General features: G+C 49.2%; 19 protein-coding genes. 8 read left to right on the top strand and 11 right to left on the bottom strand.

Going from position 1 to position 18,837, the window contains the following annotated elements:
- Positions 1–109: 109 nt before the first annotated feature.
- Positions 110–445: a hypothetical protein gene (locus FPG75_RS08515; protein WP_143306361.1), complete on the bottom strand. Its 336-nt coding sequence runs from the start codon at positions 443–445 to the stop codon at positions 110–112.
- Positions 446–673: 228 nt separating this feature from the next.
- Here FPG75_RS08515 and FPG75_RS25985 point away from each other — a divergent pair, with 228 nt between their 5' ends.
- Positions 674–814, top strand: a complete 141-nt coding sequence (locus tag FPG75_RS25985) for a hypothetical protein (protein ID WP_161596728.1) — start codon at positions 674–676, stop codon at positions 812–814.
- 341 nt (positions 815–1,155) lie between these two features.
- On the opposite strand, the gene porG is transcribed toward FPG75_RS25985, so the two are convergent.
- The 3 genes from porG to FPG75_RS08495 all read right to left on the bottom strand — a co-directional run bounded on the left by porG (position 1,156) and on the right by FPG75_RS08495 (position 2,854).
- Positions 1,156–2,028 carry a type IX secretion system protein PorG gene (gene porG / locus FPG75_RS08505; RefSeq protein WP_143306359.1) on the bottom strand — a complete coding sequence of 291 codons (873 nt, stop codon included), beginning with the start codon at positions 2,026–2,028 and terminating at the stop codon, positions 1,156–1,158.
- A gap of 163 nt (positions 2,029–2,191) precedes the next feature.
- A complete protein-coding gene (locus FPG75_RS08500) occupies positions 2,192–2,539 on the bottom strand; it encodes a DsrE family protein (protein ID WP_143306358.1) in 348 nt (115 codons plus the stop codon).
- A 60-nt stretch (positions 2,540–2,599) separates the two neighbouring features.
- Positions 2,600–2,854: a hypothetical protein gene (locus tag FPG75_RS08495; RefSeq protein WP_143306357.1), complete on the bottom strand. Its 255-nt coding sequence runs from the start codon at positions 2,852–2,854 to the stop codon at positions 2,600–2,602.
- A gap of 435 nt (positions 2,855–3,289) precedes the next feature.
- Here FPG75_RS08495 and FPG75_RS08490 point away from each other — a divergent pair, with 435 nt between their 5' ends.
- Positions 3,290–4,216, top strand: coding sequence for a helix-turn-helix transcriptional regulator (locus tag FPG75_RS08490; protein WP_143306356.1), 927 nt, complete (start codon positions 3,290–3,292; stop codon positions 4,214–4,216).
- Here FPG75_RS08490 and FPG75_RS08485 read toward each other — a convergent pair.
- Positions 4,213–5,295, bottom strand: coding sequence for a family 20 glycosylhydrolase (locus FPG75_RS08485; protein WP_143306355.1), 1,083 nt, complete (start codon positions 5,293–5,295; stop codon positions 4,213–4,215). The genes FPG75_RS08490 and FPG75_RS08485 overlap by 4 nt on opposite strands.
- Before the next feature lie 96 nt (positions 5,296–5,391).
- Between FPG75_RS08485 and FPG75_RS08480 the strand changes: the two genes are divergently transcribed.
- Entirely contained in the window at positions 5,392–6,477 is a 1,086-nt protein-coding gene (locus tag FPG75_RS08480) for an AI-2E family transporter (protein WP_143306354.1), read from the top strand.
- Between the two features lie 91 nt (positions 6,478–6,568).
- Here FPG75_RS08480 and FPG75_RS08475 read toward each other — a convergent pair whose 3' ends face one another.
- The 5 genes from FPG75_RS08475 to FPG75_RS08455 form a co-directional block, all read right to left on the bottom strand.
- On the bottom strand, positions 6,569–9,724 hold the full coding sequence (locus FPG75_RS08475; protein ID WP_143306353.1) for an efflux RND transporter permease subunit: 3,156 nt from the start codon (positions 9,722–9,724) through the stop codon (positions 6,569–6,571).
- Positions 9,725–9,729: 5 nt separating this feature from the next.
- Entirely contained in the window at positions 9,730–10,839 is a 1,110-nt protein-coding gene (locus FPG75_RS08470; protein ID WP_143306352.1) for an efflux RND transporter periplasmic adaptor subunit, read from the bottom strand.
- A gap of 19 nt (positions 10,840–10,858) precedes the next feature.
- Positions 10,859–12,151 carry a TolC family protein gene (locus tag FPG75_RS08465; RefSeq protein WP_143306351.1) on the bottom strand — a complete coding sequence of 431 codons (1,293 nt, stop codon included), beginning with the start codon at positions 12,149–12,151 and terminating at the stop codon, positions 10,859–10,861.
- A 98-nt stretch (positions 12,152–12,249) separates the two neighbouring features.
- On the bottom strand, positions 12,250–13,617 hold the full coding sequence (locus FPG75_RS08460) for a HAMP domain-containing sensor histidine kinase (RefSeq protein WP_143306350.1): 1,368 nt from the start codon (positions 13,615–13,617) through the stop codon (positions 12,250–12,252).
- A 3-nt stretch (positions 13,618–13,620) separates the two neighbouring features.
- Positions 13,621–14,304: a response regulator gene (locus tag FPG75_RS08455; RefSeq protein ID WP_143306349.1), complete on the bottom strand. Its 684-nt coding sequence runs from the start codon at positions 14,302–14,304 to the stop codon at positions 13,621–13,623.
- Positions 14,305–14,487: 183 nt separating this feature from the next.
- On the opposite strand from FPG75_RS08455, the gene FPG75_RS08450 reads away from it, so the two are divergent.
- From FPG75_RS08450 to FPG75_RS08440, 3 genes are all read left to right on the top strand, one after another.
- Positions 14,488–15,045 (top strand): GNAT family N-acetyltransferase, encoded by a 558-nt coding sequence (locus FPG75_RS08450; RefSeq protein WP_143306348.1) that lies wholly within the window; start codon positions 14,488–14,490, stop codon positions 15,043–15,045.
- 24 nt (positions 15,046–15,069) lie between these two features.
- Positions 15,070–15,567 (top strand): GNAT family N-acetyltransferase, encoded by a 498-nt coding sequence (locus tag FPG75_RS08445; RefSeq protein ID WP_236652748.1) that lies wholly within the window; start codon positions 15,070–15,072, stop codon positions 15,565–15,567.
- 89 nt (positions 15,568–15,656) lie between these two features.
- Positions 15,657–16,073 carry an EamA family transporter gene (locus tag FPG75_RS08440; RefSeq protein WP_143306347.1) on the top strand — a complete coding sequence of 139 codons (417 nt, stop codon included), beginning with the start codon at positions 15,657–15,659 and terminating at the stop codon, positions 16,071–16,073.
- A gap of 33 nt (positions 16,074–16,106) precedes the next feature.
- On the opposite strand, the gene FPG75_RS08435 is transcribed toward FPG75_RS08440, so the two are convergent.
- Positions 16,107–16,760 carry a helix-turn-helix transcriptional regulator gene (locus tag FPG75_RS08435; RefSeq protein ID WP_143306346.1) on the bottom strand — a complete coding sequence of 218 codons (654 nt, stop codon included), beginning with the start codon at positions 16,758–16,760 and terminating at the stop codon, positions 16,107–16,109.
- 264 nt (positions 16,761–17,024) lie between these two features.
- Between FPG75_RS08435 and FPG75_RS08430 the strand changes: the two genes are divergently transcribed.
- Positions 17,025–17,351, top strand: coding sequence for a HesB/IscA family protein (locus tag FPG75_RS08430; RefSeq protein WP_143306345.1), 327 nt, complete (start codon positions 17,025–17,027; stop codon positions 17,349–17,351).
- A 33-nt stretch (positions 17,352–17,384) separates the two neighbouring features.
- Entirely contained in the window at positions 17,385–18,830 is a 1,446-nt protein-coding gene (gene sufB / locus FPG75_RS08425) for a Fe-S cluster assembly protein SufB (RefSeq protein ID WP_143306344.1), read from the top strand.
- Positions 18,831–18,837: the final 7 nt, after the last annotated feature.

Below are 18,837 nucleotides of genomic sequence, written 5' to 3'. Positions count from 1 at the left end.
GGGGATTTTTTGATTGACGGATTTTCGAATTTGGACTACCAAGTCCGCTATTAAATTCAAAAATCCGTCAATCAAAAAATCCCCAAATTATTTATTGTGTCCTTCTTTATTAGTTCACGATGCTAACACCTGCATGGAAGGCTACTCTTGGCCTGGACGGGTAATATACCGGGCCAGGAACGGGAACCGGTACGGGCACTACAGGCGCGTAGTAGGGCCTTCTGTAATACACTACTCTTCTCGGGCGCTCGCAATCATCCCAGTCGCGATAACGTTCCCGTTCGCAGCGGCGTCTTTCCCATCTGTCGTCATCATCATAATCCCCGTGTTTATAATGGCCCCATCCGTTGCCACGGCCATGCCAGCCACGGTCATATCCTCTTTGCGCATAGGTGGTGAGTACGGCTCCACCCATCAGCAACATCATCAGCAGTACTTTTTTCATGTTGTGTGGTTTTTAGTTCAAGATTGGTTGGTTAAAAAATCAAATCGTGTTTATTTTATCAAGACAGTACAAACAGCTGATGTGCGGCTGCTGTGGTCATTTCTGCTCCCGGGAATGGTACCATGCTATTGTTGATGGCATATCGATGGTGCCTCCTGTAGTGTTGATGATGTCTTGGGTGATAAGGCCTGTAATGTCTTCCATGGTGATGCCAGGGACGTGGCGGCCTTGGAGGTCTTGGAGGAAACGGTGGATGAGGTGGTAACGGCGGATGTGGTAAATGCGCCGGATGTGGTGGCGCCGGCGGTAATGGCGGTGCTGGCGGTCTATGTTGTGCGTTCACTGCAAGGGTTCCAGCTATCAGAATAACAGCGGCCAAAGCTAGTATCTTCTTCATGGCACTATATTTTTCGTGAAACCTACAGGTTGTTGCACACCAACTTAATGTGCTGGTTTGTTGCTCCTTCACTCCTCTCCGCGATTCGTAAAATCCGCGCCAGTATTAAGCTGGTGGCTGCATCAATACCTGTTTAAACAGTCAATTTCAACAACTGTGCCAATAAAAATCCCCCCGCATGCGCGGAGGGATACAATTTATAAATGGACTTTATCGGGGGCTTGAATTTGGGCCCATTGGCCCAAACACTATGCCAATTCGTTAATTTCTATTTAGATATTTCAAATTAATTATTTGAAAAAAGCCGTATCGGTTATCTCAGCACCGGGCAGCGCAGGGATTTCTGTTTACCCCACCTGTTGCCGCCATCGCCGCCAAAGCGATAGGTGATCGTAAAGCCCGAGAAAGAGTACCAGTCCTTATGTTTGGAGGAACCGCGTATCGTTCCATCAGGCGGATAGGTGCCGGGCGGAATGTCTTTGCTGTTCACTTGGTCGCCACGATAGGCCATATCTACCGACTCCTGGCCGCGATAAGCCAGCAAGGTATTTTTATCTACGTAAGTGGTGCTCACATCATCGAGGTAATCGGTGAGCGTAGGCCGCAGGCCTATCTCGAAGCCGAGGGTCCAGCGGTCGTTGAGCTTGGCCTTTACACCGGCGCCGAAAGGAAAGGAAAAAGTAAAGAGATCATAAGGCTGCCGGCTGGGATACTGCGGGAGGCCTTGTCCTTCCGTACCCAGCGGGCGTAAACGCACCCAGTTGCCGGAGCGGTCTTTCCCCATCGGATCAAAGCCGAAACCGCCTACGCCGAGAAATACGTAGGGAGTATATCCTCTTTCATCCATGTCAAAAAAGTTCAGTTCTGCAATGAGGCTGCCTTCCAGTACATTGGTGCGGAAGCTGAGGTTGCGGGCTCTCAGCGATTTGTCGGTCGCGGTGCTGTCTGCGCCGGTCAATATGCCCCAGGTCAATGCGGCGCGTATAGTCAGATAACGGTTAACATCCTTTCTCACCAACAGTCCCAGCGCGGGACGGGTGTACCTGAGGTCTACTCTTTTTTCGGTAAGATCTCCGCTGTAGTTACTGATACCAAGGAAAGCGCCCACGTGCCAATCCTGGGCAAGGCTGATAAAAGGAACTGCCATGAATAACAACAGTATTCCGGTAGATTTTCTGATTTTCAAGGTTTCTGTTTTTTAAGAGGTTAGTCCTGTATTAAACGTTTATACTCCCGTTTTTATTTGGTAACGATGCCCGGTAACGCGCATCCATATACGTTTCCCGTATAAATTTTTATTATTAAAATGTAAAAATAAAATAATAAATGGATTCTGTATCAACAATTCATCAACAGCGGATATAGGCCCATCCTTCGTGCTGGCGTGTGACCAGGTGCGCAATGGCAGCAGGCACCACTTCCACAAAAGGAAACAGCTGCGACGCCTTGATGTCATGACTATCCATGGTATTGCGGCAGATCAGCCACCGGACGGCCTGCTGCTGCAAAGCAACAACCTTCTCCGCAAAAGGATGAGGGGCGTGATATAACAAGGGAAAAGCCAGGCCATGTACTACCACTTCCACGGCTATACGTTGTTGGCGGCTGTTGAAATCTGCAAGGAGGTTAAACAATTGTCCCAGCATGGCTTTATGTGCATCCGCTTCTGCAGATGTGATCTGAAAAACAACTTGCATGCTGTAAATATAGGGGAAACAACGGTATCAACAGGCAGGCAATAGGGATAAAATGGGCTGTTATGCCTGCTCCTGGCGGCGGCGCAGCTCTCCCTGCGCTTCCCGCAACTTATCTTCCAGCTTGCGGTACCGCTCATTCACATCGTGCAGGCGTTGTAGTAAGGTCATCTCTTTCATCTCCTGTTGCAACAGGCTCACATGCGCTATCTGCAACTGTTTGCGGAGCCGCATCAATACCTGCCAACCCAGGTAAAACAGGCTCGCGAAAGCCGCAATGATCATCAATCCAATCAAATAATAAATCGTATCTGACATAATTTTCCAATTGTGGTGTTTTCTGGCAAAAATGGTGTTGCGGCCACCGCAACACCACAAATAGGATTTGATAGGACTAAATCTCTTTAAATAAAATGGCTGATCACTCACATTAACAGGATCACATAACAATCAGGTAAATCCGTTGATTACATCTGGAAAGGTTGTTGACTAAAGTTATTCAATCGGCTTGAAACGAATTTGTCCATTTCAGCTTTTTTTCATTTTTCCTGAAAAAAAGCGCTCGCTCCCCCAGTCTTATATTTAAATTATAATTATATATCTATGATTATCAATATGAAAAAATGATTATTAAAAATTTATTGTTATGAAGATGAAAAAATCTATATTGTAAGTAGTAGAGATGTTCAGGGAAAGCCCCTTGGAAAGCAATTTATCGTACCTGATCCCCGTGAAATAACCAAAAAAGGAATTATGTTCAAGTCAGCCAGTCTAACTAAAGAGCAGCTGGAGAATCTTGCCTTGCAGGGTCTCAGCTTTGCTGACGACCACGTCGGCGACCAATTCAGCATCAAAGAAGTAGCAGAGCGGCTGGGTATCTCCTACTCTTACTTTTACCACAATTTTTCTGATTTCATGGGCGAGCCGTTCTGGCACTATGTGAAGCGGCACCGGCTGGAACTTGCAGCAGGCCTGCTACGGCACAGCGGTTACAATATCGGCGAGATCAGCGAAATGTGCGGATACGCCACCACCGCCGCTTTGAGCAAAGCTTTCAAACAGCATTTCGGCGAAAGCCCGCTCAGCTTCCGCCGCATACTGGAACTACCCAACGAAAAGCGCACCTTACAGATCACACAAACGATCACCGCCGGCGCCGGCGCTGACCTTATCAGCAGCTTCTTCAGCTATGAACGCTGCGAAAGGGTAACCGTAGGAGATAGCATATTGTATTATTCCCTCATCTCCCGCGGACAGAATCCTATCGGTGAAATGATCGCGAAGATGACGCATTTCTTTGGCATCTTTCAGAAGATGCGCACGCTCTTTGACCTGCCGCAAAGCCGCATCATTACCGGCACGCTGGACTCTGTACCGGTTACCGACTACGAAAAACTGTCGATGTATGCCGGCATCTGTATTCCCAATACGGCCGTCCATGCGCATGAGCAGCTGCGCAACAATTTCTCCTATCTCATGAGCAAACGTATGCCCGGAGGCAGCTACCTGAAACTGCCCGTGCCTATGGACTTTGCCACAGCCGGCATCCCCATGTACGATTTCATTTCGCGCAATTGTAAAGAAGGCATCTTCAAGATGAGCGGCAATCATTTCTTTATTTCGCTGGCACAACCGCGGTATTGCGAGATATTTATTCCCCTGCTAAGGAAACATTATTAACGCTCAAACACAGCACGGAAGCAGTTGGCGCTGGTATTCACTGTATCTTTTTGCGGTTTGCCGCGGCCATAAAATTCGTCGAGGAAATATTCGGCACCAGACCAAACGGTTTGCATCATGCCCTGGTAGCGGGGCTTCATTTCTGCGGTGGCAGAGCGGCGGTATTCATACATATCCTTCAGCTGAGACACAGCATTGGCGGGCATCCGCCAGGGGCAGGTGATCACACGGAGGCCTTTGATCGCAAAGTAGGCCGGCGTTTTATCCGGGCGTTCGTAGTGCCAGTCGCAGATCATAATATCTTTCGGCACCAGGTCAATAGCACGATGCGTATTGTTGAAGCTGGCCTCCCACATACCGAGTCCGGTAGTTTTGCCATCCAGCAGGCGATCTCCCCAGATCCAGAGCTCACGGCCTTTTTGCGCGAGGTGATTGCGGATCGTCCACACTTCGCCGGCATACAGTTCGGCCTTGTCGCGGCCGCCACAGCGCGGGCATTTATCTTCACCGATATAAAATACCTCATCCATCCCGGCATGGAAGGCATCCGTTTCAAATACATCACAGATCTCATCTACCAAATCAAACACCACTTTATGTACACCCGGATGCAAGGGGCAATAGCTTTTGCAATAGAGGCCATCGGCATTGGGCCATACATATTTCGCCGGCATCTTCACCCAGGGCGTTTCGTCAAAGTCGGGGTACACGCGCAGCAGGGCCGTTGTGAAACCGGCCCAGGACTGATGCCCCAGTAGATTGATCTGCGGGATCAAACGGATATGATGTTCCTTACATACTCTTACGATCTCCTTTACCTGCTGCTGCGATAAAGCGCCCGAATCCCGCAGCTCAGGGTGCGATTGATACTGGTAATTGAAATCGACGCGCAGCACCAGCGTATTGATATGACGGGGCGCCAGCTCCTCTTTGATGAACCGGATGAAAGGCGCCAGGTGCGAGGCTTGCGGCGCCGCAATGCAAAATCCTCTCACCGGCAGGGAATCCAGTGGTAATGCGGCTTTACCAGTAATGGAGATGAATAGCAGTATGAAACACAGCGGAAATATTTTTTTCATAATTGCGGGTTTTAAATCAGGAGACAAACAAAATAATAAATGTTGGCAACAACCACCATCATTTCTTTTTATAAATTTGATTAAAACATCATATCCATGAGTGAGATCAAACTTCCGTTCAATGCAAGGCTAACGTATACGCTGTTCTCGATTGTATTGATCGTGTATATCGCGCGCATTGGCAGCGAGATACTTATCCCGCTGATCTTCGCGTTCCTGATCGCGATCATGCTGTTGCCGGTAGCGCATTTGCTGGAACGCTGGCGCTTTCCCCGCGGACTTGCAGCATTCGTGTCCGTGCTGGTATTTATTATCCTGCTGCTATCCTTGCTATTGCTGCTGACGAAGCAAATGGAATCGTTTATCTCCGATTTTCCGCAGCTGCAAAAGAAACTGCTGCTAACAATCGACTCCTTACAGGCATGGATATACGAAAAGTTCCACATCAACAGCAGCATGCAGCTGAACTATGTGGAAAAGGCTGCCATGGGCACTTTGGGCACTGCCACCACCTTCATCAGCCAAACTTTCCTCTCCCTCTCCTCTCTCCTGATCTTCATTGTTTTTGTGTTGTTGTATTCTTTCTTCATCTTACTGTACCGCCGTTTGCTCATCAGCTTCCTGGTGCGGGTGTTCCAGGAAAAGCACCGGGAGAAGTTACTGGGCGTGATCTCAAGCACCCGTTACATTATCAAAAGCTATGTAGGCGGACTGATGATAGAAATGCTGGTAGTGGCCGTCCTCAACTGCAGCGTGTTCTGGATACTGGGTATCAAATACGCCACCCTGCTGGGTATCATGGCCGCGATCTTCAATATCATTCCTTATATCGGCATCTTCACGGCGCTGATATTAAGCATGCTGGTAACGCTCACAACGGGCACGCCCATTGCCGCTTTGCAGGTGGGCATTGCGTTGTTCCTCGTGCACCTGCTGGACAGCAACGTGCTGCTGCCGCGCATTGTAGGCTCCAAAGTAAAGATCAATGCACTGGTAACTATTATCGGCGTAGTACTGGGTAATATGTTATGGGGTATCCCGGGCATGTTCCTCGCCATCCCGATCATCGCCATCCTGAAGATCATGTTCGAGAATATAGACGTGATGCAGCCCTGGGCGATATTGTTGGGAGAAGAAGCTAAAACGAAGAAAGAGAAAAAAGTACCGGCGCCCAAAGAATAATTACGGATTACGAATTAATAATTACGGATTTGTGGGGAGATGAAATGATCTCCCCACAAATCCGTAATTATTAATTCGTAATCCGTAATTATTAATCAGGATGTTTTGTATCAAACTTCCGGTATGCCCATCCGAAGATCAGCGGGAAGATCAACAGGGAGAACACCATCGCGCAGAGGATACCGCCGATCACGACCCTGGCCAGCGGCCTGGAACTTTCGGAACCGATACCATGTGAGATAGCTGCCGGGAAAAGGCCGATCGCCGCCATCAGCGCGGTCATCATCACCGGGCGGATACGGGAGTTCACCCCTAAGCGGATCGCGGTATACAGGGAAGCATTCTGCCCCCGCATCTTTTCCAGGTTTTGTTTGAACACCGTGATCAGCAGCACCCCGTCCTGTATACAGATACCGAACAAGGCGATGAAGCCGATACCTGCGGAGATACTGAAGTTAGTGCCCGTAAGATGCAGCGCCAGCAAGCCGCCAATGATGGCAAATGGCACGTTGAGGAACACCAGCCCCGCATCCATCAGGTTACCAAACATCACGAAGAGCAGTAAAAATATGAGGAGCAAACTGATAGGCACTACCTGTTGCAAACGTTTGGTAGCGCGCTGCTCGTTCTCGAAATCGCCCTGCCATACCATCGTGTAGCCGTTTTTCAGCTTCACCACTTTATTTACTTTCTCCTGCGCTTCTGCAATGGTGCTACCCATATCCCTGCCGCGCACGGAAAACTTCACAGCGGAATAACGTTCGTTCGCATCGCGGAAGATCAGGCAGGGACCTGTTTTCATCACGATCTTCGCGATCTCTTTCACCGGTACTTTGGAGCCGCTTTGCGTAGGCACCATCAGGTTGCCGATATCATCAGCCGTTTTACGGTACTCTTCCGGGAAGCGCAAACGGATATCAAATTTGCGGATACCTTCATAGAGCGTGGTAGCTGCTTTACCACCAATGGCCATTTCAATAACAGCATTGGCATCGGCAGTGGCTACACCGTAAAGCGCCATCTTCTGCTGATCCAGGTCTATATTGAGTTCCGGCTGGCCCGTATTTTTGATCACGCCCAGATCTTCAATACCTCTTACCGTCCGCAGGATATCGTGCACACGGGCTACCTGGCTTTCCATATAATTGAGCGAGTCGCCAAATATTTTCACGCAAATCGAGCCCTTCACACCGGAAACAGCTTCCTCGATGTTATCCATGATCGGCTGTGAAAAGTTGAGCGAGGCGCCGGGTATCACAGATAGTTTAGCATTCATCTGCTCTATCAGCTCTTCCTTGGTGATATGCGGTTTCCAGGATTTCTCCGGGTACAGCATTACGTCAAACTCGTTATTATAGAAACCGGCAACGTCGGTACCATCGTCCGGGCGGCCGGTTTGAGATACGATATTCTTCACCTGCGGGAAGGACATGAGCGAGGCACGCACCAGCTTTGATGTTTCCACCGATTTGTCCAGCGATACGCTGTACGGCAACTGCACCCTCAGCCAGATAGAGCCTTCATTCAGCTCCGGCAGGAACTCCGTGCCCAGGAACTTGAAGGAATAGAGGCCGATACCAATGATGATGAAAGACGTAAATACCGCTGTTTTCTTGTGCTTGTAAGTGAACGCGAAAGCGCCCAACATCACGGCGGTGAGGAAATGCAGGATCGGGTTATGTTTTTCATGCACGTTCTTTCTCAGCAGGAGGTTGATCAGCACCGGCACCAGCGTGAGCGTGATGATCAAAGCGCCAAGCAATGCAAAGCCCAGTGTATAAGCCAGCGGCGAGAACATTTTACCTTCTACTTTCTGGAAGGCGAAGATGGGCATCAGACCAGTGATGATGATCACTTTGGCGAAGAAGATCGCTTTGGCCAGCTGGGCGCCGTTCTTGCGGATCAGTCCCATCTTGGCCATCTTGTTGAAACGCTCCATCCCTACATCCCGCGCCTGGTGGTCAAGGACGACGAATAGCCCTTCCACCATCACCACTGCGCCATCGATGATGATACCAAAATCCACCGCACCCAATGAGAGCAGGTTAGCGGACATTCCCATCAAACGCAGGCAGATAAAGGCAAACAGGAGCGACAAAGGAATCACGATAGATACGATCAGCGTGGTGCGCCAGTTGAACATGAATATCGATACCAGCAATGTTACCAGCAGAATACCTTCTATCAGGTTGTGCATCACCGTTTCGGTAGCATAATGTATCAGGTCTTCACGGTCATAGAACGGAATGATCTTCGTATCAGCCGGCAGTACGGTGCTGTTGAGCTTCTTGATCTTCTCCTTCACTGCCTGCACTACTTCGGAAGGGTTTTCTCCTTTACGCATGATGATGATGGCCTGCACCACATCATCTTCATCGGTGATGGTACGGCGGCCGTTCGCATCCACGATCGCGTCGGAGCGGCCTACATGGCCCAGCCTGGGCAGGTTGGAAATCTCCACCTGCGCCACATCTTTCACCAATACAGGAATGCCGTTTACATTCTGAATGATAATATTTTTGATCTCGTTGATATCATTCAACAAACCAATACCACGTACTACATAGGCCTGGTCATTTTTGATAACCACATCGCCACCGATATTGATATTGCTTTTGCCAACGGCATTATAAACATCCAGCGGCGTAATGCCCAGTGTGGTAAGCTTTCCGGGATCTACGCGGATCTCATAAGTTTTTACCATACCGCCGAAGCTCACCACATCCGCTACGCCGGGCACTGACCTGATCTGGCGGTCGATCACCCAATCCTGCGTGGTTTTCAGTTCTCTCACATCCCGGAAAGAACTCTTTAATGTATAACGGTAGATCTCCCCTGTAGGCCCCGTTGGTGGCTGCACAGAGGGATTTACCCCATCGGGGAGATTGGCATTGGCCAGCAGGTTATTGACTTGTATCCTGGCTTCATTATCTGTTATCTTATCTTCAAAGATCAGTTTGATGAACGACAGCCCGAAGATACTGGTAGAACGCAGGCTCGTTTTTTTCTGCACCGGGTTCATCGCAATCTCGATCGGGATCGTCACGAATTTCTCTACCTCTTCTGCACTTCGGCCCGGCCATTGGGTAATGATACTGATCTCTGTATTGGTGACATCGGGGAATGCTTCAATGGGCATATTCTTGAAACATATGATACCCGACACCAGCAAAATAAATGTGGCGAAGAAGATGAAATATCTATTCTTCAGCGAAAAGCCTATGATCTTTCTGAGAAACTTATTCATCTACGCTAGTTGTTTAATGCATCATAAATCAGGATCGCCTGGGAAGCGATCACTTTATCGCCGGCTTTCACGCCTGAAGAAATATATGTTTTGTCGCCAATAGCGCTCTGCACCTGAACAGGCGTGATCTTCACATCAGACTTGCTGTTGTACACCAGCACATAGTTCTGGCTGTGATCGAAGATGAGCGCCTTGGAAGGAATGCACAGTGCCTGTCCGCCATCTTTGTACACTACCTGCACGCTGGTGAACATTTCCGGCTTCAGTGCGTAATCATCGTTCGGTAAAACGATCCTTACCTTCATCACTTTATTCGTAGGGTCCAGCACATTCAGTATCTTGTCTACTTTACCATGGAACACTTTTCCGGGATAGGATAAAGTGGTCACATCTACATTATCGCCTAGGTGCACTTGTCCGATGTTGGATTCGTATACATTGGCCATTACCCATACATTTTTAAGATCGGAGATGGTGAAGAGGCTGGAAGAATTATCTGCCCTCACCATGGTATTGTTGGTCACCTGTTTTTCCACCACAAAGCCACTGATCGGTGTTTTCACGAGGTAAGCGCCTTGTGTGTTACCGCCGTTGATGTTGAGCACTTTATTGACGCGGCTCAATTCTGCGGTCGCTTTTTGGTAGTCGGCCTGTGCAGACAGCAGGTCTTTCTGCGACGCGATGCCGCTGTTGTACATATCCTGCGTAGCGTCCATATTTTTCTTGGCTACTTTCAGGCCTTCCTGTGCGTTCACGAGGTCGGAGCTGAAACCCGCCATCTCAGAGCTTTTCATCACGGCGAGGGTTTGGCCTTTCTCTACATAATCACCCAGCATCACTTTTATATCTTCGATCTTGCCACTCACCATCGGGAATATCTTGGAAACGTTGTCGTCGTTGAAAGTCACCTTACCGGTAAGCGTGAGTGCATTCACTAACTGACAGTTTTGTACGGTGTCAATTTCAAGGGTACGTAGCACGGAGTCGGGAATCACATATTTCTGCTTTTCATTGGCGGCTGATTGTGATGGAGCATCGCAGCTCTGGATAAAAAAAGCGCCGGCTAATAAAAAGATGAAACTGCTGGTGCAACTTATCTTCACGAAGTTTTGCATACAATCTGTAGATTTATTCTTAATTAAAAAAGTTGGTTCCCGTAACAAAGTTGAGTTCCTCAAGTGCGTTGATGCGGTTGTATTGAATCGAGTTTAATTGCAGGGTATTCTGCTTGTATGAGTCGTAGAAATCCAGGAAATCGAGCATGCTGATATTCCTTCGCTGGTAGTTGATCAATACTTCATGCGCCAGGCGTTGAAAATCTTTTGAGAACGAGAGATCGATGCCTTTATAGAGTTTATCGGCTGCTATGGCGCGTTGTACGCCGCGATACACCTGTTCTTCCACGGTGGCTTCGGTACTTTTCTGTGTAGCGGCGTTCAGCGCGATCATCGCTTTGGCAGATTTGATATTACCCTGGTTGCGGTTAAAAACCGGCAGGTCGATGCCTACGCCAAGCGAGTTGAAATTTTTCACATAGCTGCCTTGTTGGTCGTATGCGAGGCCCAGCGTGATATCCGGCACGGCCAGCGCTTTCTGATAATTATAGTTCAATTTGCTGATGTCGGTATTTGCTTTGGCGATCATCAGGTCGCTGCGCCTGTTGTAAGCAGAGTCCAGCAGCGTAGGCAGCGGGTATTGCGAAGGGTTGAGCGCCGCGATGGTGGCTTCATTCACGATGGGATCAATGTACACGGGCTTCACCTGCAATACGAGGCGCATTTCGCTCTGCTGGTCGTTGATCTGTTCCAGCAGGCCCTGGTATTCGCTGCGCAGGCTGTATAGCTGCGCTTTGATTCTCACTAATTCTTTCTCTGAAATATAGCCTTTGCCTTTTTGTTCGTCATACGCTTTTACTACTGTTTCCAGCGATGTGATCTCATCGTTGTAGGTTTTGGCAGATTGTTGCAGGAAATAGATATTATAAAAATCAGAGCGGAGGGTATATTTCAAGGTACGCAACAGGTCGTAGAACTGGTATTCAGAGAGCCTGGCGTTGGCCTGGGCCATCTTGATCTGTTTGTTCCTTTTGCCTGCCAGGTAGATCAGCTGTGATAATTGCGCGGAGGTTTCTCCTTTGTCGCCGAACGCAAAGAATGTTTTGGCTTCCTGGTTATAGATGCCGTGCGCCACGTTCAGGTTAGGGTTGGCATAAAGCCTGGCTTGTATGATCAGTGCCTTCTGTGCTTCTATATTATAGCGCTGGGCGAGCAGCAGGAGATTCTGCCGCAGGAATATATTTTCCGCGCTGTCGAGCGTAAGATGCAAGGTATCGTTCTGAATGCCGGGCACTGATTGAGCCGTGGCAGAAAGCCTGAAAACGGCCGCAAACAGTACAAGAAATAAGCTGGTAGCTAGTCTATTGATCATACAACTAAATTTTCGCTGCAAAGATGACAATAGGCTATTAGTGAAATATTAGAATGAAATTAAAATGAGATTAAAATTAGAGAAATATTAGCAGGAAATTAGAATTTATGTGTGGTCGGGAAGAAAATATTGAAAGTAGTGCCTTCGCCCAACACGCTGCTAACAGTAATGCCTGCATGATGCAGTTGTATGATCTTCTTGCTCATGGCCAGTCCTATGCCATAGCCACCGAATGAATGGGCATTGTTGCCACGGTATAAGGGCAGGAATATTTTTTCCAGGTCGGCCGGCGCAATGCCCACGCCCGTATCGCTTATAGACAAGGTGACACCATCGGGCGAGTAGTTCAGGCGGCAACTAACGGGGCGGTTATACGAAAATTTGAAGGCGTTGCGGACGATGTTATCCAGCGCGAGGTGCAGCATGGGTTTGTTCCCCGGGATGCCGAGGCGGGTCGCATCTTCGGGCATATTGAGCAGCTGCACATCCAATGTAAGGGGCGGTTGTTTCTGCTGCCAGTGTTCCTGTATCTCCCACAACAGTTCATCCAGGCGGATCTCGTCGGTATTGCCGGTAGTGAGGATGTCTACACGGGTGAGCTGTAACAGGCCGTCGGTAATGATCTTGAGCTTTTCCGATTCATCCAGCACGGTGCTGAGAGTGGTCATATATTCCTGGGAGGAGCGTTCTTTGTGGAGGGTCACTTCTATTTCGCCGATGATGGTGGTGAGCGGCGTGCGCAGTTCGTGCGAAGCGTTGGAAACAAAGGAGCGTTGCATTTCGAAGGCATGCTCCATGCGTTCGAGCAGCTCGTTGAAGTTGGTGGCCAGTTCGTCGATCTCGTCGTTGTTCTTGCCGCGGCGCACGCGCATATGCAGGTTGCTGAAGCGGATGCGCTTCACCTGCCTGTTGATACTCTTGATCGGCTGTAAAGCCCTGCGGGCGTACCATTGGCCTACCAGGTAGGTGACCAGCAACGCTACGCACAACACGATCACCAGTATCCAGAGCAGGTATTGCAATTGCTGTGCGCCGGCTGTATTGCGGGCGGTTACTATCACAACAAAATCGCCCTGGTTGTCCGGGTAAAAGATGCCGATACCATACTTATCCTGGAAACGGAAGCGGTACTCTTTATGCACGCGGATGGCGTCCAGCAGGGTTCCCGGCCAGTTGTATTTTACTTTTTCGATAAAGGCGGGCTTGTTGTCTTTATCATAAATATTGCTGGCTTCATCCGGGATGCTCTGGCGGTAGCTCTTTTCGAGTTCCAGGAATTTCTTTTTGGTCACCTCATCTTTTTCCAGGTATACCTGCGCCGTGGCCATGGCGCGCACCTGCAGCAGCTTGTAGAAGCTGTTGCGGATGTACTGGGCAGACAACGCATATATCAGCGCAAATACGGCGATGAGGATGATACCTGATATCAACGTGAACTGCAATGATAAACGGTGCCGGATCTTCATGGCTTACGATTTCACCTTCATCACATAGCCCATGCCCACTACCGTGTGGATCAGTTTTTCGCCGGAGAAGCCCTTTTCGATTTTGTTACGGAGATAGTTCACATACACGTCGATGGTGTTGGTGCCGGTGTCGAACTCCAGGCCCCATACGGCTTCCGAGATGAGTGCGCGCGACAATACCTTGCCGGTATTTTTCAAAAAGAGTTCCAGCAGCGCGTATTCTTTTGCGGTGAGGATGATCTCCTGCCCTTCACGGTTGGCAGTTTTGGTGTTCGTGTCCAGTTGCAGGTCGGCCAGGGAAAGGATCGCTTTCTCCTGCCTGAAATGATGTTTGCGGCGCGAGAGTGCATTCACGCGCGCTACCAGTTCAGAAAAATGGAAGGGTTTCGCCAGATAATCGTCAGCGCCTGAATTGAGGCCGTCAACAATATCATGGATGCCGTTCAGTGCAGTGAGCATCAGGATGGGGGTTTGCACATCCTGCGCCCGCAGGTTTTTACAGATGGTCAATCCATTGACCCCAGGTAGCATAACGTCGAGGATAATCAGCTCGTAATCCTCTTCCATGGCTGCTTTCTGGCCGGAAAGACCGTCTGTCACGATCTCTACCTGGTGATGATGCTCTTCCAGACCCCTTTTAATAAAAGCGCCTACTTTGGCTTCATCTTCAATAACCAGTATCTTCATAAGGAATAAATATAATAAGCTGTTTTACTCACCCGCAAAATTAAGTATTGTTTACAGAGATGATGATTAAAGGTAGATTAAAATCAAATACCTTGCTTCGTAGAGGCGTGCGGGTTGTATTTCTACCTAACAATTTCGCAAGAACAATTAGCTTTGCACATCTACTTAAAAGGGCTATCCATCATGTACTTACCCGTTATCAGCACTGATTTATTAACGTTGCGGCCTGTCGAAGACAGCGACGCAGCGGCCCTGTTCAGGCATTTTTCCGATCAGGCAGTGACACGGTTTATGGACATCGATGCCTTCACACATATCAGTGAAGCCACGCAGATCATTGCTTTCTTTCGCGAGAGCCTGGAGAAACAGGACGGCATGCGCTGGGCCATCACCTTCCGTGGAGAACGGGAGCTGATCGGCACTTGCGGGTTTCACAACTGGAAGAAAAATCATTTCAAAGCCGAAATCGGCTATGACCTGCAACCTTCATTGTGGGGCAAAGGTATTATGACAGAAGCCATTACCGCCTTGCTGTCGTACGGCTTCAACGAGATGCAACTTAACCGCGTGGAAGCATTTGTAGATCCTTTGAATGTGGCTTCAGCAAGGCTCCTGGGCAAACTGGGCTTCAGCCTGGAAGGCCTGCTGCGGGATGCTTTTTTTGAGAAAGGTAAATTTGTGGATGCGGAAATCTATAGCCTGTTGAAGCAGGAACATGCCAGGGAAGCGATCTGGCAATAAATTAAAATATCAAACGTAAAAATTATGCTGGCATTCAGGCTCGCAAGGATACAGGATCTTCCAAGGATCGTCGACATTTATAACACCACTATTGCCGGCCGCATGGTAACGGCCGATACCAGCCCCGTCAGCGTTGAAAGCCGGGAGGCCTGGTTCCATGCGCATGATCCGCAACGCAGGCCCCTGTGGATGATCGACGAGGAAGGCGTTAATATCGGCTGGATGAGCTTTCAGTCTTTTTACGGCCGTCCGGCCTATAATGGTACGGTGGAACTGAGCATCTATCTCGATGAAAATGTCCGTGGCAAAGGCTTTGGCAGGCAGGTGTTGCAATATGCGATCGACGTGGCGCCGCAATATCATGTCGATACTTTACTCGGTTTTATTTTCGCACACAACATTCCCAGCCTGAAACTGTTTACTGCTATGGGTTTCAGCGAATGGGCACATTTACCTGATATTGCTGTGCTGGATGGTGTGAAAAGGAGCCTGAAGATATTGGGATATCAAATCAAGCGTTAGGGATTAAAGCGGAGAAGCCCTTGAAGCGCTTTGAGCACTTCAAGGGCTTTCTACCTTAATATCTACTTAAAACAAAACAACACAACACTATGTGGTGGATCTATGCTTTGCTATCTGCGGGTTTTGCCGCGCTCACGGCCATCTTCGCCAAGATCGGCGTAACGGATATTCCTTCCAACCTGGCTACAGCCATCCGCACTGTGGTAATATTGGTGGTGGCCTGGGGCATTGTGCTGGCAAGGGGAGAATATAAAGGATGGACGGGCATTTCCCGGCATGGCCTCACTTTCCTGGTGCTCTCCGGCCTGGCAACGGGCTTGTCGTGGATATTTTATTTCAAGGCCATCCAGGTGGGCAAGGTATCGCAGGTGGCGCCGGTAGACAAGCTCAGTGTGGCGCTTACCATTATCCTGGCGGCGGTGTTCCTCCATGAAGCCATTACCTGGAAAACAGCCATAGGCGCGCTGCTGATCATCTCAGGCGCACTGGTACTGATCCTGAAATAAAATAAATAAATAAACAAATAGATAAATAACCAATCACGCCGTTACCGCAGCGGGAACGATCTTGTACACGCAACGGCGGGCGCCGTTGATGATGTGATCGAGGCGGGTTACCTGTACTTCGTTGCCTACGATGCTCACGAAGGTGTTCATTTCAGACGTGCAGATATTGTCGCAGGAGGCGGCAGCACAGCAGATGGGGCAATGGTTCTCAATAAAATAATAGATATCCCCTTCTTTTTTCCATTCGGCGAGATAGCCTTCCGTGGTGCGGATGGCGGCGAAGGCGGCGAGGCGCTCTTCCAGTCCGTTTACGCCGGCGAGGGCGCTATGGTATTTGTCCTGCTGGTTCTTTTCGCGGGCGCTGACTACATTGGCCAGTGCTTCCGGGCCCAGTACCGTTTTGATGGTCTGGATGAGCTGCAGGGTGAGTTCTGTATGTGTGTCGGGGAAGCGGGCGTTACCCATCTGGGTAAGGCTCCATATTTGTACGGGGCGGCCTACGCCTTTGGAGGCGCTTTCTGCCTGTATCAGGCCTTCTTCCTGTAATCGTACCAGGTGCAGGCGTGCGCCCTCGCTGGTAATACCCAACTCAAGCGCCAGATCAGCAGCGGACAGCGGGCCCCGGGTCTTGAGCAATGTCAACAACCTGTCTGCGGCATTCCTGGTTCGTGATGGATAATTTTCCAAGTTATTACTTGTTTTATTATCAAATGTACGTACTTTTGTAAGAGCGAAAAAAAAGATTTTTGAAGGTGCTGACATGCAGAGGAGGCGTCCATATTATTTAAGTAGAAAGGTTGTAGCTTTGCTCTCCCGGATAAACGGCAACGCCGTGAATGTCGCAACTAAAGCATTGAGCACGTGGGTATTATCTTACCCTTTGCTATTAACAAGGATGGATACAATATTTCTGCCGGGCAACCGGCTACAGTTATTTAAAAAGTACTGACCATGATAACCGTTTCAGAGAAAGCAAGCGAATATATCAAGGACTTGATGGTGAAAGAACACCATACACCAGGCACTTTTGTACGCGTAGGCGTGAAAGGCGGCGGATGCTCCGGCCTGGAGTATGTGTTGAAATTTGAATCAACAGAAGAAGAAGGCGATCAGATATTTGAAGATAAGGGTGTGAAGATAGTAGTACAGATGAAGAGTTTGCTGTACCTGTACGGTACGCAGCTGGACTATTCCGATGGCCTGAACGGCAAGGGGCTTTTCTTCAACAACCCGAATGCCACCCGGACCTGTAGCTGCGGCGAGAGTTTCGCAGTATAACTGCCTTCCACCACTCAAAAATTTCTACTAGCGATGATGAACAGTAACGAAATAATAGATGATATAGCCAATAAGGAGTATGAGTTTGGCTTTACCACCGATATTGAAATGGATATAGCGCCTCCCGGGCTGAATGAAGATATCATCCGTTTTATTTCGGCGAAGAAGAATGAACCGGAATGGCTGCTGGAATGGCGCCTGAAAGGTTACCAGGCCTTCAAGAAACAGCAGTTCCCTCAATGGCAGCATTTCGAGATGCCGGATATCGACTTCCAGGTACTCTCCTACTATGCCGCGCCTAAAAAGAAGAAACAGCTGAACAGTTTAGATGAAGTAGACCCTGAACTGCTGGCCACCTTCGAAAAGCTGGGCATCCCGCTGAACGAACAGAAAGCCCTCACAGGCGTAGCCGTAGACGCCGTATTCGACAGCGTTTCCGTAGCTACTACCTTCAAAGGCAAATTGAAAGAAATGGGCGTGATCTTCTGCTCCTTCGGTGAAGCAGTACAGGAACATCCCGAACTCGTTAAGAAATACCTGGGTAGCGTAGTACCCCACTCCGATAATATTTTCGCGGCGCTCAACGCTGCCGTGTTCTCCGACGGCTCTTTCGTGTACATTCCCAAAGGCGTTCGCTGCCCGATGGAACTGAGCACCTACTTCCGCATCAACGCGCAGAACACCGGCCAGTTTGAACGCACGCTCATCATCGCGGATGATAACAGTTATGTGAGCTACCTCGAAGGATGTACCGCTCCCATGCGCGATGAGAACCAGCTCCACGCAGCGGTGGTGGAAATCGTAGCACTGGATCATGCAGAAGTGAAATACTCCACCGTACAAAACTGGTACCCCGGCGATAAAGACGGTAAAGGCGGTATCTATAACTTCGTGACCAAGCGCGGTATCTGTAAAGGCAATGCCAGCAAGATCTCCTGGACGCAGGTAGAAACCGGATCTGCCATCACCTGGAAATACCCCAGCGTGATCTTACAAGGCGATTACGCTGAAGGAGAATTCTATTCTGTAGCAGTAGTGCGCAACAAACAGATCGCCGATACCGGTACCAAGATCCACCACATCGGTAAAGGCACCAAAAGCCGCATCATCTCCAAAGGTATCTCTGCCGGCCATGGCGACAACAGCTACCGCGGACTCGTATCCGTTGGCCCCCGCGCAGAGAATGCCCGTAACTTCACCCAGTGCGACTCCCTGCTGATCGGCAACCAATGCGGATCACACACGTTCCCGTATATCGAATCCCGGAACAAATCCGCCATGATCGAACACGAAGCCACCACTTCCAAGATCGGGGAAGACCAGATATTTTATCTGAACGCCCGCGGTATCGACACCGAAAAGGCAGTAGCCCTGATCGTGAACGGTTACGTAAAAGAAGTACTGAACCAGTTACCCATGGAGTTTGCCGTGGAAGCACAGAAATTATTATCTATCACACTTGAAGGAAGCGTAGGATAATTCATTT

This window comes from Chitinophaga vietnamensis, assembly GCF_902167635.1.
Lineage (GTDB): Bacteria > Bacteroidota > Bacteroidia > Chitinophagales > Chitinophagaceae > Chitinophaga > Chitinophaga vietnamensis.
Note: the sequence above shows the minus strand (reverse complement) of the source record. Positions and strands in the feature narration are given on the sequence as shown.